The organism is Mycobacterium paraffinicum (assembly GCF_025822865.1).
Lineage (GTDB): Bacteria > Actinomycetota > Actinomycetes > Mycobacteriales > Mycobacteriaceae > Mycobacterium > Mycobacterium paraffinicum.
In genome coordinates this window covers 530,030-545,067 of record NZ_JACKUR010000021.1, presented here as the reverse complement: position 1 = coordinate 545,067, position 15,038 = coordinate 530,030, and the positions used below count along the sequence as shown (strand labels likewise).

At 67.9% G+C, this 15,038-nt stretch carries 14 protein-coding genes; 5 read left to right on the top strand and 9 right to left on the bottom strand.

Annotated features, from left to right (window positions below; genetic code table 11):
* Positions 1-20: 20 nt before the first annotated feature.
* The 5 genes from H7J89_RS11065 to H7J89_RS11045 are packed head-to-tail and all read left to right on the top strand — an operon-like array spanning position 21 to position 4,711.
* On the top strand, positions 21-410 hold the full coding sequence (locus H7J89_RS11065; protein ID WP_067206181.1) for an STAS domain-containing protein: 390 nt from the start codon (positions 21-23) through the stop codon (positions 408-410).
* On the top strand, positions 400-810 hold the full coding sequence (locus tag H7J89_RS11060; RefSeq protein WP_264043820.1) for an anti-sigma regulatory factor: 411 nt from the start codon (positions 400-402) through the stop codon (positions 808-810). Before H7J89_RS11065 ends, H7J89_RS11060 begins: the two co-directional genes overlap by 11 nt.
* A complete protein-coding gene (locus H7J89_RS11055) occupies positions 803-1,429 on the top strand; it encodes a SpoIIE family protein phosphatase (protein ID WP_264043374.1) in 627 nt (208 codons plus the stop codon). Before H7J89_RS11060 ends, H7J89_RS11055 begins: the two co-directional genes overlap by 8 nt.
* Entirely contained in the window at positions 1,426-3,642 is a 2,217-nt protein-coding gene (locus H7J89_RS11050; RefSeq protein ID WP_264043372.1) for a SpoIIE family protein phosphatase, read from the top strand. Before H7J89_RS11055 ends, H7J89_RS11050 begins: the two co-directional genes overlap by 4 nt.
* A 49-nt stretch (positions 3,643-3,691) precedes the next feature.
* Positions 3,692-4,711 carry an iron-containing redox enzyme family protein gene (locus H7J89_RS11045; protein ID WP_264043369.1) on the top strand — a complete coding sequence of 340 codons (1,020 nt, stop codon included), beginning with the start codon at positions 3,692-3,694 and terminating at the stop codon, positions 4,709-4,711.
* On the opposite strand, the gene H7J89_RS11040 is transcribed toward H7J89_RS11045, so the two are convergent.
* From H7J89_RS11040 to fdh, 9 genes are all read right to left on the bottom strand, one after another.
* Positions 4,659-4,907 (bottom strand): CDGSH iron-sulfur domain-containing protein, encoded by a 249-nt coding sequence (locus tag H7J89_RS11040; protein WP_264043367.1) that lies wholly within the window; start codon positions 4,905-4,907, stop codon positions 4,659-4,661. The two genes, H7J89_RS11045 and H7J89_RS11040, sit on opposite strands and share 53 nt — an antisense overlap.
* Positions 4,904-5,593 carry a HemK2/MTQ2 family protein methyltransferase gene (locus H7J89_RS11035; protein ID WP_264043365.1) on the bottom strand — a complete coding sequence of 230 codons (690 nt, stop codon included), beginning with the start codon at positions 5,591-5,593 and terminating at the stop codon, positions 4,904-4,906. The genes H7J89_RS11040 and H7J89_RS11035 overlap by 4 nt, the downstream gene beginning before the upstream one ends.
* A 99-nt stretch (positions 5,594-5,692) precedes the next feature.
* On the bottom strand, positions 5,693-6,247 hold the full coding sequence (locus H7J89_RS11030; protein ID WP_264043362.1) for a type 1 glutamine amidotransferase domain-containing protein: 555 nt from the start codon (positions 6,245-6,247) through the stop codon (positions 5,693-5,695).
* 24 nt (positions 6,248-6,271) lie between these two features.
* Positions 6,272-7,444, bottom strand: coding sequence for a zinc-dependent alcohol dehydrogenase (locus H7J89_RS11025; RefSeq protein WP_264043360.1), 1,173 nt, complete (start codon positions 7,442-7,444; stop codon positions 6,272-6,274).
* Entirely contained in the window at positions 7,441-8,370 is a 930-nt protein-coding gene (locus tag H7J89_RS11020) for an SRPBCC family protein (protein WP_264043358.1), read from the bottom strand. Before H7J89_RS11020 ends, H7J89_RS11025 begins: the two co-directional genes overlap by 4 nt.
* A 178-nt stretch (positions 8,371-8,548) precedes the next feature.
* Positions 8,549-9,535 (bottom strand): LLM class F420-dependent oxidoreductase, encoded by a 987-nt coding sequence (locus tag H7J89_RS11015; RefSeq protein ID WP_264043356.1) that lies wholly within the window; start codon positions 9,533-9,535, stop codon positions 8,549-8,551.
* 144 nt (positions 9,536-9,679) lie between these two features.
* On the bottom strand, positions 9,680-10,765 hold the full coding sequence (nrfD, locus tag H7J89_RS11010) for an NrfD/PsrC family molybdoenzyme membrane anchor subunit (protein WP_264043354.1): 1,086 nt from the start codon (positions 10,763-10,765) through the stop codon (positions 9,680-9,682).
* A gap of 7 nt (positions 10,766-10,772) precedes the next feature.
* Positions 10,773-11,744, bottom strand: coding sequence for a 4Fe-4S dicluster domain-containing protein (locus H7J89_RS11005; RefSeq protein ID WP_264043352.1), 972 nt, complete (start codon positions 11,742-11,744; stop codon positions 10,773-10,775).
* A complete protein-coding gene (gene fdh / locus H7J89_RS11000) occupies positions 11,707-15,030 on the bottom strand; it encodes a formate dehydrogenase (protein WP_264043350.1) in 3,324 nt (1,107 codons plus the stop codon). Before fdh ends, H7J89_RS11005 begins: the two co-directional genes overlap by 38 nt.
* Positions 15,031-15,038: the final 8 nt, after the last annotated feature.

The window sequence follows — 15,038 nt, the reverse complement described above, 5'->3', positions numbered from 1 at the left end:
ACGAGGAACACGAGCGCGCCATGCCCGTACCGATCCTGAAACAGGGTGCGATCCTGATCGCCTCGGTCCAGGCCGCGCTCAGCGACTCCGACGCCGAGCGGCTCCGCTATGACCTCATGGAGCGGGTCAGCCGGTTCCGGGCGCAGGGCATCATCGTCGACGTCACCGCCATCGACGTGATGGACTCGTTCGCGGCCCGGTCGCTGCGGACCATCGCGCACATGACGCGGCTGCGCGGCGCGGACACGGTGATTGTCGGCCTGCAGCCGGAAGTGGCCTTCGCGATGGTCCAGCTGGGCTTGGCGTTCGACGACATGAATACGGCGCTGGACCTCGAAGAAGGCCTCGCCCTGCTGAATCGTCAACTGACGCAGCGGAAACCGACGATCGGGCGCGATGGTGGCGACTGATATCGTCGTCGCCATCGACAATTCCGACGACATCGTCGAAGCTCGCAAAGCCGGACATCAACTCGCACTCGATCTGGGATTCTCTCTCACCGACGTCACAATGATCGCGACGGCGATCTCTGAGATCGCGCGAAACATCACCAGCTACGCCGGCCGCGGCAGCGTCCGGGTCTTCGTGGCCGACCGGGAGGGCCGCAAGGCTCTGGTGGTGCGCGCCGAGGATCAGGGGCCGGGCATCGCCGACATCGAGCGGGCGATGGAAGACGGGTATTCGACCGGCCGCGGGTTGGGGATGGGCCTACCGGGCTCCCGGCGGCTGATGGACAGGTTGTTCGTGGAGTCCGCGCTCGGCCGGGGGACGGTCGTCGAGATGTGGAAATGGGTCCCTCCCCGTGCGTGAGAACGGCCGGTTCGGTCCGATCGAGTGGGCAAGGGCGGGCCGCCCGCTGCCCAGCGAGTACGTCTCGGGCGATCGGGGCCTCGCCGTCGACATCGGCCGCGACGCTGCGCTGTTCGGCGTCGTGGACGGCCTCGGCCACGGTCCGGATGCGGCAGCCGCTGCGCTGCGCGCCATCGAAGCGGTGAAACGCTCCAGTTCGGAGCGGCTCGAGGTATTGATCCAGCTTTGCCACCGTGTGCTGGAGGGCACCAGAGGGGTGGCGATGACGTTGGCACGGGTGGACTTCGCCGCCAACACGCTGACCTGGACGGGCGTCGGCAACGTCACCGCCGACCTGGTGGCCAAATCCCCGACAGGCGTCCAAATCCGGTCCAGCGCACGGCTTACCGCGGGGATCGTCGGCTATCGCATACCGGAAATCAGACCGGCGCAGGTTATTTCGATCCGTCCGGGAGACCTGCTCGTGATAAGCACCGACGGGATCGCCGAAAACTACCTTGACCACGTCGACTTCTCGGCCACCGCGGTCGTCATCGCCGAAGAATTGCTTGGCAAGGACGCCAAGGAAACCGACGATGCCATGGTGCTGACCGCTCGTCATCGGGGCGTCTCGACATGAATGACAGCGACGAGTTCCACGCCCAGTACGCCGCGGCGCTGCGCACCTTTATGGAGGCACGTGACGAGGACAGCCTGGCGGCCGCGTATGAGCTCGGCCGCCGGGCCCTGCAGGAGGAAGTCAGCCTGCTCGCGATCATCGAGCGGCACGTCGAGCTGATCCTCGGTCTGGCCAAGGACATCCAGGTAGACGCGCCGATCGCGCTGGAATTCCTGTTGCAGCTGCTGGTCCCGCTCGACATCGCCACCCGCGGCTTCCTGGACGGCACCAGGCGCTTCGCGCGCGAGCGCGACCGCGCCGAGGGACTGGCCGACCGCGACAGATTCCGCACCGCGCTGGTGAATTCGTTGCAGGAGGGCTTCTTCGTCGCCGATCACGAGGGCTCCGTGATCGAGATGAACAACGCCCTGATCGAAATACTCGGCTATCCCGCCGAGGGCATGCCCTACCGGTGGCCGCACCCGTGGTTGGTCGACCAACAGGGCGCGCGCCAACAGCAGGCGCTGGTCCAGAGCATCGGCACCACCACTTACGAGACACCGATTCGGCACTGCGACGGGCACCTGGTCTGGGTGACGGTGAGCATCAACGCGGTGCAGGGCAGCGGCAGCGAACAAGGCGTCTTCGTGGGGACGATTCGTGACATCACCGCCGAAAGGGCCTTCGCGGCAAGGGAAAGCGCGGTGCTGCGGTTGGCGACTGCGGTGGCGGTGGCCAAAAGCGTTGACGAGCTGCTGTCCATCACCCTCGACGAGTGCAGCACGGCCATCGACGTACAACGGGTGGTCGCGATCTCGTGGCCGACCGGCGACGGCGAACCGACCGTCCAAGTGGCGGGCGAGACGTCCACAACGTCCTGGCGCAAGCTGGATCCGTGGTTGCGGCACACCTTCGAGGACGCCCGTCACCAGCTGCCGCTGACGGCCAAAACGGTTGAGCGATCTGACAATCCCGGCAAGGCACATGGATTGGTGGCGGTGCTCTCCGGCGCGGGCGACCTGGCGCTGTGGTTGGAGCTGCGCTCGCCGCGCTGGATCAGCGCCGAAGACCGGCTGCTGGTGACCGTCCTCATCGGCCACCTGAGCCTGGCCATGCAGCACGTCCGCCAATTCGAAAGCGCCCGCGAGACATCGCTGACCCTGCAGCGCGCCCTGCTGCCGACGATGCAGCCGCCGCCCGGCTTCGCCGTGCGCTACGAGCCCGCGGTCCCGCCCCTGGAAATCGGCGGCGACTGGTATGACGTGCTGCCGATCGGCGATCATCGCATCGGCATCGTCGTCGGTGACTGCGTGGGTCGCGGGCTGCCGGCCGCGGCGGTCATGGGCCAGCTGCGCAGCTCGGCGCGGGCGCTGTTGATCAACGGGGCAGAGCCCGCGTTGCTCCTCGAGCAACTCGACTCGGCGGCATCGCTCATCCCGAACGCATACTGCACCACCGTTTTCCTGGCGATCCTCGACACCGAATCCGGTGTCCTGCAATACAGCAACGCCGGCCACATGCCCGCGGTGCTCGTCGGGTCCGAGCCGGGGACGACGGTGATGTTGACCGATGCCGCGTCGGTGCCGCTCGCGGTCCGCCGCCCCGAGCCCCGCCCGCAGACCAGCCGCGTGCTGCCGCCCGGCTCCACCCTGATGCTGTTCACCGACGGGCTGGTCGAGCGCAAACACGAGTCCATCGATGACGGGATGGGCCGCGCCGCAGCGGTGCTGGCGAAGACGACGGCGTTGCCGTTGGACTCGGTCGCCGATGCGGTCCTGCGTGAGCTGGCGCCCGCGGCGGGGTATGACGACGACGTGGCGATGGTGATCTACCGGCACCAGCAGTCCCCGCTTCGGATCGAAACTGATGCCAGCGCAGGACGGTTGGTTGGCATCCGGCATCGGTTAGCCGAATGGCTGCGCGCCGCGGACGTGCCGGATGAACTGGCCGCCGACATCGTGCTGGTGGTCAACGAGGCCTGCACGAACTGCGTCGAGCACGCATACTCCGGACAACCGCTGGGCACGATGCTGCTCGACGTCGAACTCGCCGACGGCGAAATCCGCGCCCGGGTCACCGACCAGGGCTCGTGGAAGACACGCGAGGTCAACGCCGGCAACGGGGGGCGGGGCCTGATGCTGATGCGGGCGCTCAGCACCGCGCTCGAACTCGACGGCACCCCCGCCGGGACGACGGCCGACATCACCTTCCGGCTGCCGGCCGAGGGCGGCTAGCAGTGGCGCCGCACCGTTTGTGGCCCCTGGATTGCGGGTAGTCGTGGGCGTGACCCGCGCATCGATCACCACCGAACCCGCCCTGCCGGCGGCACACGGGCCGCTGTCGACCGCCGTCCGTCGCGCCCTGACCGGACCGCCGTCGCATGACCACCTGACCCGCATCGCCGCGTCCGTGCGCGACTCGGATCCCTACGGCCTGGATCTGCAGCTGGCGCTGTGCATGTGCTACGAGCTGCACTACCGCGGGTTCGCGGGCGTCGACCCCGGCTGGGAATGGAATCCGGCGCTGCTGGCGCTGCGCGCCGAGCTTGAACGCGTTTTCCTGGCCGGCGTGCGCCGCGACGTCGGGCCCATCGCATCGGATCAGACCGCCGCCGCCGAAATGGACGCCATCTCGGCCGAACCGGTCGACGGCAGGGGTCCGTCGTATTACCTGCGCGACACCGGAACCTGGCAGCAGATGCGCGAGTACTTCGTCCACCGCTCCGTGTATCACCTCAAAGAGGGCGATCCGCACGCGTGGGCGATCCCGCGGCTGATGGGTGTCGCGAAAGCGGCTTTCGTGGCAATCGAATTCGACGAGTATGGCGCGGGCCAGGGTCCCCGGCTGCACCAGCAGCTTTTCGCCGATCTGATGGGGGCCGCGAATCTGGACACGACGTATCTGGCCTACGTGGATGCGGTTCACGCCGAAGCTTTGGCGGCGGTGAACCTGATGTCACTGTTCGGGCTGCACCGCGAGTTGCGCGGCGCGGCGATCGGGCACTTCGCTTCGACGGAGATCACCTCCCCACCGGGATCCCGGCGGATGGTGCAGGCCCTGCAGCGGATGGGGGCGCCGTCGGCGTGCGTCGAGTTCTACGCCGAGCACGTCGAGGCCGACGCCGTGCACGAGCACGTGGTGCGCATAGACGTGGTCGGGGATCTGGTCGAGCGGGAGCCACACCTCGACTGCGACATCGTGTTCGGGATCCGCGCGCACGCCGCGGTCGAAAACCGTTTGGCCAACGCGGTTATGGCGTCGTGGCAGCAGGGTCGGTCGTCGTTGCGGAGGGCGCTGGACTAGGCGTCCGGCGGGCCAGGTTCCGGCATCTGCGATGGCTGGTGTCGCACAACGGATACTTCTCGCTGCGCCGGCAGGTGCAGATCGCCACCATGAACCGGTCGGACTCGACGACGTCCCCGTTAGGCATCTCGATGCGCACCGGGCCGGACACCAGCACCGGCCCGCCGGCAACCACCTGGACCCGAGTGGTGCTCACCGCTTGTCCGCCCGGATCACGATCAGCTCCTCTTCCCGGCGTCCACGGGGTATCAGGCCGACGCTCTCAAGCCACTTCGCGCGCGCCGTCATCACGGGGCCGAACGGTATCCACTTCGAGGCAATGACTTTGGCGTCCATGCCGGCCCACTTCAGGGAATCCAGCGAATGCCGGACACCGGCGAGTGCCGAGTGCACGAGAAGCAGGGATCCACCGTCGCACAGCAACTTCGGCGCCGCTTCGCACAACGGGTCCAACACCATCCGGCCATCAGGGCCGGCGTTCCAGGCCCACGACGGCCCGGCGCTGGGGCTGATGTACTCCGCGTCACCGTTCGGCGGTGTCGGCACGTACGGCGGGTTCGACACGACAACGTCGAACGGCGCGCAGTCGAGCGCGTCGCTCCAGGTGCCCTTGCGCACATCGACATTCACGCCGACCGCGGCCGCGTTGTCACGAGAGCAACCCACGGCGTGTGGGCAGATGTCGAAGGCCGTCACGTCGGCGCCACCCATCTCGGCGGCGGCGATCGCCACGAATCCACTGCCCGTACACAAGTCGAGAACACGCCTGCCCGGAATGAGCGCGCTTTCTCGCATCACATTTACCAGTAATCGGGAATCTTCCTGGGGCTGATACACGTTCGAAGCAGCCGAGACAGCGGGTCCTCGATATGTTGTGGTCAACTTTGGCCTTTCGACAGATCGCCGCGGCGATCACTGCTTGGCCTGTGTAATGCCCGCAAACCGACGGGTTCAAACGGAGTGGGTAAGCGCATTTCTCGGCTAACTCGCAGGCGCATGGGCGAATTGCTCGACAATGGTCGCGCAAAACGCCGGCAGGTCCTTCGGTGAGCGACTGGAGATCAAATTGCCGTCGACGACGACCTCCTCGTCCACCACGTTTGCGCCGGCGTTGCGCAGATCGGTGCGAATGGACGGGTAAGACGTCAGCGTGCGGCCCTCTGCCACACCGGCTTCCAGCAGCGTCCAGGGACCGTGGCAGATCGCCGCGACCGGCTTTCCGGAGGCGACGAAGTCGCGCACGAAGGAGACCGCGGTCGCGTCCATCCGCAGCTTGTCCGGATTCACGGTGCCGCCCGGAAGTACCAGGCCGTCGAATTCCGCTACCAACGCGTCCGACACCGCGCGGTCGACTTTGAAGGTTCCGGCCGGTTCGAGGTCGTGATTGCGAGCCTGGATTTCTCCGGCCTTCAGCGAAAGCAGCTCGACCTGTGCGCCGGCCTCTTCGAGCGCCGCACGAGGTTGTTCGAATTCCACCTTCTCCACGCCGTCCGCGGCGAGAATCGCAACTTTCTTGCCTTCCAATTCCTTTGCCATGGCTATTCCCCTTCACCCTTTCGATTACGTCGGATTGAGGATGACTTTGGTGCAGCGGTCCTCTTTGTTCTTGAAGATCTCGTAGCCGTGCGGCGCCTGGTCGAGGCTCAGGTGGTGGCTCACGACAATGGTCGGGTCGATGTCGCCGTTGCGAATCCGGTCCAGCAGCGGGCGCATATAGCGATGCACGTGACACTGACCGGTCTTGATGGTCAGCGATCGGTTCATCACGGCCCCGATCGGGAATTTGTCCATCAGGCCGCCGTACACCCCGACGATCGAAAGGGTGCCGCCGTTGCGGCAACTCATCGCCGCTTCCCGAATGGCATGCGGGCGTTCGGTTTCCAGGCGTGTCGCCTGCTTGACGCGGTCATAGACATCCACCGGCGCGGACCCACTGCGCGCTTCCATGCCGACGGCGTCGATGCAATGGTCGGGTCCCCGGCCGGCGGTGATGTCCCGAAGCTCCTCGAGGACCGGCGTTTCGGCGAAGTTGACCGGCGTGGCGCCGATCTGCTTCGCCAGTTCGAGTCGATACGGAACACGGTCGACGGCAATGACTTTCGATGCCCCGAGCAGGTACGCGCTCATGATCGCGAACAGGCCGACCGGGCCCGCACCCCACACAGCGACCACGTCGCCGGGGGTGATGTTGCACATCTCCGCACCCATGTAACCGGTCGGGAGGATGTCGGACAGGAACAGGACCTGCTCGTCGGTCAGGTCGTCTTCGATCTTCAGCGGGCCCACATCGGCGAACGGCACCCGTGCGTATTCGGCTTGACCGCCGGCGAAACCGCCGAGCATGTGCGAATAGCCGAACAGTCCCGCCGGGGAGTGGCCCATGAATTTCTCGGCGATCCCGGCGTTCGGATTGGAGTTCTCGCACAGCGAGTACAGGTCGCGCCGGCAGGCGGAGCATGCCCCGCACGCGATCGGAAACGGCACCACCACCCGGTCACCGATGGCCAGGTTGTTGACCGCCTTGCCGACTTCGACCACCTCACCCATGAACTCGTGCCCGAGCACGTCGCCGTGCTTCACGGTGGGGATGTAGCCGTCGTATAGGTGCAGATCGGAACCGCAGATCGCCGTCGAGGTGATGCGCACGATGGCGTCTCGATCGTTGAGGATCTTGGGGTCCGGAACGGACTCCACCTGGACGCTGTTGCGGCCCGCCCAGACGGTGGCTTTCATGCGCTGGCTCCTTCGTTCGGTTGAGCGGGCTGCTGGTGCAGCTGACGGGCCGCCGCCGTCCCTTCGGGAGACCCGTCCGAACTCAGCACCTGGCCGGTTTCGAGAATCTGCTTGAAACGCCGGAGGTCGTCGCTGACTTGTTGTTCGGGGGACTCGCCGAACAGGCTTGCCGCCGCCTTTGCGAACAGCCCGCCGGGGATGTGGTAGCCGATCCTGACGCGAACTTCGGTGCCGTCGCCGGTGGCGGTGGGCGTGAACTCGACGCTGCCGCCGTTCTCGATCGCCGAGCCCGGCAGCGACTGCCATGCGATCCGCCGGTTGGTGTCGTCCTCGGTGATCTGCGCGTCCCACTGCACCGACTGTCCGGCCGGGGCGTTGGCGACCCAGTGCGACTGTCCGTCGGCACCGGGGGTGACCGCTTGCAGGTGGTGCATGAAGCTCGGCAGGTTTTCCAGGTCGCGCCAGAACCGGTACACCTCCTCGGGCGGGCGCCGCACGGTGACCGCCGCGCGCAGCGTGCGGTGCCGGGCGCCGTTCACGTGCCGGCCGCCGCCGTTGACCGTGCGCAGTGCCGTGTAGAGGTCGAGGCCCGCTATGCCGGTGAGCAGCACGGCCGAGACCGTGCCCTGCCGCCGCCGTCCGGGGCCGCGGGCGGCCACCCCGGCCATCAACAGCGCCATGTCCAGGACGTCGCCGGCCACCCGGGTCCACACCAGCTTGTCGGGGCCGCCCAGCAGCGCGGCGCCGTGGCCGCATTCCCGCGCGCCCAGCGCGCGGATGACCTTTCGTGACCGGGGGGTGTCGTCGACTCCCGCAACGGCAGCAACTTTTCCCGGGGCGACCAGCTCGCTCAGACCCAGCCCGAAGCTGGCGCCGCTGAGTGCCTTGACCAGGGCGGCGGTGGTGGTGGCGGATCGATCGCCCATCGTCAACTCTCCTTGCCTTGCGGCGAACGTAATCGGGGCAAAGTTGCTGCGGGACAGCCGCTTGCAGATCATCGGGTAGTCCGCGCCGCCAGCCGGTGCTCGCGCCCCATCACCCGTACTCACCGGGTGCGCACGATTGAAGCCGGATACCCGGGCAGCTACCGCCCAAACGTCTGGATCAACCTGCCGCTTTACGCAGCGCGGCAAGCAAAGGTTCGGCTGCTTCTTTCAGGAAGAGGTCCTGCGAGTCGCCGCCGACCTGGACGAGCGCCACGTCGGTGAACCCCGCCTCCCAATAGGGCCGGACGGCCTCGACGATCGCGTCGAGGTCGGGTCCACAGGGGATGGAATCGGCGACGTCTTCGGGCCGGACGAACTGGGTCGCGCCGGCGAATCCGGCCGGCGTCGGCAGGTCGGCGTTGACCTTCCAGCCGCCGGCGAACCAGCGGAACTGCTCGTGGGCGCGTTTGATCGCGGTCTCGCGGTCGGGGTCCCAGCACACCGGGATCTGGCCGACCACGCGTCCGCCGCCGGCCAGGTTGGCGGCCTGACGCGCGGCGTGCCAGGCGTCGACGAGCTCCCCGTCGGGCTCCACCGCGACGAAGTGGTCGGCCAGCCGGCCGAATTTGTCGACGGCCTTGGTGCCGCCCATCGCCACCGCGATGCCGACCGGGACCTCGGGCACGTCCCACAGGCGCGCGGAGTCCACCCGGAAGTAGTCGCCGGTGAAGTTCACCAGCTGGCCACCGAACAGCTCGCGGATGATCTTGATGGCTTCACGCAGCATGTCCTGGCGACGTTCCACGGTCGGCCAGCCCCTACCGATGACGTGCTCGTTGAGGTTCTCGCCGGTGCCCAGGCCCAGGGTGAACCGGCCGTCGGACAGGATCTGCACGGTCGCGGCCTGCTGAGCGACGATCGCCGGGTGATAGCGCATCGTGGGGCACGTCACGTACGTGTAGAGGTCGACCCGTTCGGTGGCGTGTGCCACCGCGCCCAGCACGGTCCAGGCATTGGGCGCATGCCCCTGCGTGGTCAGCCAGGGCGAGAAGTGGTCGCTGCACACCTCGAAGTCGAAACCCCGCTCTTCGGCTGAAATTGCTTGCCGTACAAGGTCTTTGGGTCCACTCTGCTCGGTCATCAGAGTGTAGCCAAAATTCGTCATGTTTCTATACTTACCCCGGCCCGCCCGGCGCAAACCGCGCCGACGGCCGCGCGGCCCCCGAGCGTAACCGCAGCGCGAATAATCGGACCGAGAATTGCGGTGTGGTTACGCTCGCGAGCGGCCTGGCGCAAACCGCGCAAGCGCTCAGCCCGCGGTGGTGATCGAGTCGCCGGCGGCCCCGGCGGCCCGGCGCGCCTCAAGCCGGCGCTTCTGGGGTTCGATCGTGTAGCGGGGATCGCGGGCCGATTCCAGCCCCGCCTCGAAGAAGCCGAACCGCAGCATTGCCGACGCCGTCAGCAGCGCCAGGCCGGACAGGGCGGCGACGCCGCGATGTCGTCCGCCGAGCAGTGCGCCCAGACCGCCCGCGGCGGCCAGGCGTTCGCTCCAGGCCAGCAGCCGGCCGGGCCTGCCTTCGTGCAGCGGTTCCCTGGTCACCGGGTCCATCCGGTATTCGGTGAACCTGGCGGAGATCAGGTCGGCGGTCGCGCCGATGACGGCCAGCCTGCGAGCGGGCCCCGCCTCGGCTACTCCGGTGGTGATCATCGCCAATCCCGATGCGGCCAGGCTCGCCGAGCTGACGAACACGAACGGCAGGTCTCGGTACGCGGCATTCCACGTCGGGGTGGCGGTGTCGGTGAGCAGCACCGCCGTGTAGACCGCAAGTGGCGGCGCGAAGACCGCGGCTTCCAATCCGGCGGGTCCCTCCACGGCGCGCAGAACGGGGCGCAACGGCCCCAACGGGATTCGCTCACCGGTCATCCGGTCGATCTCTGACACCGCGGCCACCCCGATGCCGGCGCTGAAGAAGCTGAGGATCCACGAGCCGATGCTCATCGGCGAGGTCAGCTTGACCGTGCGCAGCATGTTGACGAAACGCTCGGGCCGGCCCAGGTCCTTGACCAGGGCGACTGCGCCCAGCATCACCGCGATCAATGCGGACAGCCTGGTGTTGCGGCGCAATATGTCTCGCCCGGTGAGCTGGGCCCCGGCCGCGAGCAGGCCGGACCCGCCCGCGACGCCACCCAGGAACAGGTACGCCGCAACCTCATGTCCCCAGGGCGCGGGCTTGACCACCGGGCGCCCGTAGTACGAGCTGAACTCGACATCCGGGACCATCGGCATTTCGCGCGCACCGTCGCCGCCGCCCCGGCGGACCGCCCGCCTGCCCCTGCGGCGCTTGCCGCCCGCGGGCTCCGGCGGCCGCAGGCTGTCGTATTCCGAAGTGCTCATGGGCTTTTCATCTACCCTTCCAGAACGCCACCGCCGCGGCGGCGAACATCCCCGCCGCGGCCATACCCGCTCGTTTGAACATCTGGGGCAGGTCCGCCGTGCACACGCGCGGGTCGGGCGGCAGGCCGTACACCTCCGGCTCGTCGAGCAGCAGGAAAATCGAGCCCGTGCCGCCCACGCCGTCGTGTTCGTTGGCGCCGTAGAGGCGGGCCTCCGTCAAACCCTGGGCGTGCAGCGCGGCGACCCGTTCGGAGGCCATGACCACCAGGTCGTCGTGGTCACCGAACTTGATCGACGTGGTCGGACAGGTCTGGGCGCACGCCGGGATCTGGTCTTCGACGAGGCGGTCGTAGCACAGCGTGCACTTCTGGGCGACCCCGGTGACGAACTTCTCGGCGGGACGATCGGGGCTTTTGGTGGGCGTCGCGTACGTGCCGTCGCTGCGACGTTCCACCACGCCGAACGGGCACCCGGCCACGCAGGTGCCGCACCCGTTGCAGACGTCGTCCTGCACGACGACGGTGCCGAACTCGGTGCGGAACAACGCGCCGGTCGGGCAGACGTCCAGGCAGCCGGCGTGGGTGCAGTGCTTGCACACGTCCGACGACATCAGCCAGCGGAATTCGGGGGTGTCCGGCGGCGTGATGTCTGGGCGCGGCGCGTTGCCGGGAAGCGTGGGCATGCCCAATTCGGTTAGGGCGCGCCCGGATTCGCGCGCCTGGTCGATCCGGTCACGCCCCTGCTCGATGAACGCCACGTGCCGCCAGGTGCTGGCGCCCAGCGCTCCGGTGTTGTCGTAGGACGAACCCAGCAGCTCCAGGTCGCCGTCGCGGGGATTGCGGTTCCACTCCTTGCACGCGACCTCGCAGGCCTTGCAGCCGATGCAGATCGAGGTGTCGGTGAAGAATCCCTTGCGCGGCTTGGGTTCGACCCAGCCGGCGTCACTCGTCGGATCGGTCGGCCCGCTCAGCTGACCCATCGGCTCCCCCTTCCCAGACGCCGTCGCTGATCCGCACATTGCCGGTCTCGGTGGTGGCCCCCGAGCGCGACTGATATTCGGCGATCAGGCGCAGCAGGTCCTCGCCCTGTGGCCGGCGGCCCGGGCGGATGTCGCACGAGCCGGCCTTCGACTCCTGGATCTGCACGTTGGGGTCGAGTGTCACGCCGAGCAGGTCGTTGGCCGCGTCCCCGCTGACCACGGCGTCGCTGCCCACACCCCAGTGGTACGGCAGGCCGATCTGGTGCACGGTGTGGCCGTTGATCACCAGCGGGGCAACACGTTTGGTGACCAGTACCCGGGCCTCGATCGCCGCGCGCGGCGAGACGATGGTGGCCCACCCGTACGGCTCGAGTCCGCGTTCGGCGGCCAACTCCGGGGACACCTCGCAGAACATCTCCGGTTGCAGCTCCGACAAGTAGGGCAGCCAGCGGCTCATCCCGCCGGCGGTGTGATGCTCGGTGAGCCGGTAGGTGGTGAACACGTACGGGTACACCTCGGCCCCGGGCTCCCCGGCGCTCGGCGCGCTCAGGTTGTCCTTGCGCGGGAAGGTGATTCGTCCGGGGTTTCGCTGCTGGGGATACAACGCGTTGGCGACCGGCGACTCCTGCGGTTCGTAGTGCGTGGGCAACGGCCCGTCGACCAGACCCTTCGGCGCGAACAGCCAGCCCTTGCCGTCGGCCTGCATGATGAACGGGTCGTCGCCGGCGAGCGCGTCGGGACCGCCGACGTCCGGGTCGGGCCGGCTGCCCGGCGCCCGGTCGGCGACGAAATCGGGCACGTCGTAGCCGACCCACCGTTGCTGGTCCGAGTCCCACCACACGTATCGCTTGCGTTCGCTCCACGGCTTGCCCTCCGGGTCGGCCGACGCGCGGTTGTAGAGAATTCTCCGATCGGCCGGCCACGCCCAGCCCCACTCCTGTTGGCTCGGCGACGCACCGCCGTGCGGGACACGGCGCGCGGCCTGGTTGGTGGCGTTCGCGTAAACACCGGTGTAGATCCAGCAACCGGCGGCGGTCGACCCGTCGGCGCGCAACTCGGTGTACGACGACAGCGGAGCGCGGTCGGCGACGTAATACCCGTTGATCTCGGCCAATACGGCTTCGCCGTCGGGCTCGCCGTGCTCGTCGGTCGGGTAGTCCCACGTGAGGTCCAGCAGGGGCCGGTCGCGCTCATCGGTCGACCCGGCCAACCGCTGCCTGATCCGCTTGCCGAGTTCGAAGAAGAACTGCAACTCGCTCTGGCACTGGCCCGGCGGCTCGACGGCCTTGTGCCGCCACTGCACCAGGCGCTGGGTCTGGGTGAACGATCCCGCCTTCTCCACGTGCGTGGCGGCGGGCAAGAAGAACACCTCGGTATCGATGTCCTCAGTTTTCAGTTCGCCCGAAGCGATTTCGGGCCCGTCCTTCCACCAGGTGGCCGACTCGATGAGGTTCAGGTCGCGCACCACCAGCCACTTGAGGTGGGACATGCCCATGCGCTGCATCCGGCCGTGCGCCGACCCGACCGCCGGGTTCTGGCCCAGCAGGAAGTAGCCCTCGACCTCGTCGGCCAGCATGCCCATGACGGTCTGATACGTGCCGTGCGGGCCGGACAGCCGCGGCAGGTAGTCGTAGGCCCAATCGTTGTCCTCGGTGGCCGCCTCCCCCCACCACGCCTTGAGCAGGCTGATCGCGTATGCGTCGGAGTTGGCCCAATAGCCCTTCTGCTTCTTCGATCCCACCGCGTCGAGATAGTCGGCCAGGGTGTCGTGCGTGCCCGCCTTGGGCATCGCCAGGTAGCCCGGCAGCAGGTTGAACAGTGTCGGGATGTCGGTGGAGCCCTGGATGGTGGCGTGGCCGCGCAGCGCCATGATGCCGCTGCCCGGACGGCCGACGTTGCCCAGCAGGAGCTGCAAAATGGTTGCGGTGCGGATGAATTGGGCGCCCAGGGTGTGCTGTGTCCACCCGACGGCGTACGCGAAGCACGTCGTGCGCTCGCGCCCGGAGTTCTCGACGATGGAGCGGGCCAGGTAGTCGAAATCGGCGCGGCTGATGCCGCAGACGTCCGTGACCATTTCCGGCGTGTAGCGGGCGTAGTGCCGCTTGAGGATCTGAAAGACGGTGCGCGGGTGCTGCAGGGTCTCGTCCCGCTTCACCCGGGCGTGCTCGAGCGGCGGGCCGCCGCTGCCGTGCTCGTGGCCCGCCCCGCTCTGCGCGGCCGTCTCCCCGTGTGTGTGGCCGCCGCCGGCGGACTCGATCTGGCCGTTCCCCTCTTCGTCGTACGCCCACGTCGACGTGTCGTACTGCCCGGTCTCGGGGTCGAAGCCGGAGAACAGGCCATTCAGATCCTCGGTGTCCCTGAACTTTTCGTTGATCAGGGTGGCGGCGTTGGTGTACGCGACGACGTACCCGGAGAACCAGAGGTCATTGCTCAGCACGTGGTTGATGAGCGCGCCGAGCAACACCACGTCCGAGCCGGCCCGGATCGGGATGTGTTTGTCCGACACCGCCGAGGTGCGGGTGAAGCGCGGGTCGACGTGGATCACCCGCGCGCCGCGGGCCCGGGCCTCCTCGACCCACTGGAATCCGACCGGGTGGCACTCGGCCATGTTGGAGCCCTGGATGACGATGCAATCGGCGTTCGCCATGTCCTGCAGTGTTTGGGTGGCGCCGCCGCGCCCGAAGGAGGCTCCCAGACCGGGAACCGTGGCGGAGTGTCAAATGCGGGCTTGGTTCTCGATCTGAATGGCGCCCGCGGCGGTGAAGAGCTTCTTGATGAGGTAGTTCTCTTCGTTGTCCAGCGTCGCCCCGCCGAGCGCGGCGATGCCCATGGTGCGGCGCAGCAGGTTGCCCTTCTTGTCGATGTCCTGCCAGGTGTGGCGGCGGGATTCGATGAACCGGTCGGCGATCATGTCGATCGCGGTGTCCAGCTCAAGGGGCTGCCATTCGGTCGCTCGCGGCGCGCGGTAGAGCACCTGCAGCTGCCGGCCCGGCGAGTTCACCAGCTGCTCGCTGGCAGCGCCCTTGGGGCACAAGCGGCCTCGCGAGATCGGCGAGTCGGGGTCGCCCTCGATCTGCACCACCCGCTCGTCCTTGACGTAGACGCGCTGGCCGCAACCCACCGCGCAATACGGGCAGATGCTCTGCACGACGCGGTCGGCCGTCGTCGTGCGCGGCGTGACGGCGCGGGTGCGCTTCGAGGTCACGGCCGACCCGCGGCCGAGCTTGTCCGGTGAACGCAGCTGACGCACGACGGGCCACTCCAGGAAGAGCTTGCGCATAACCATGGCCTTTA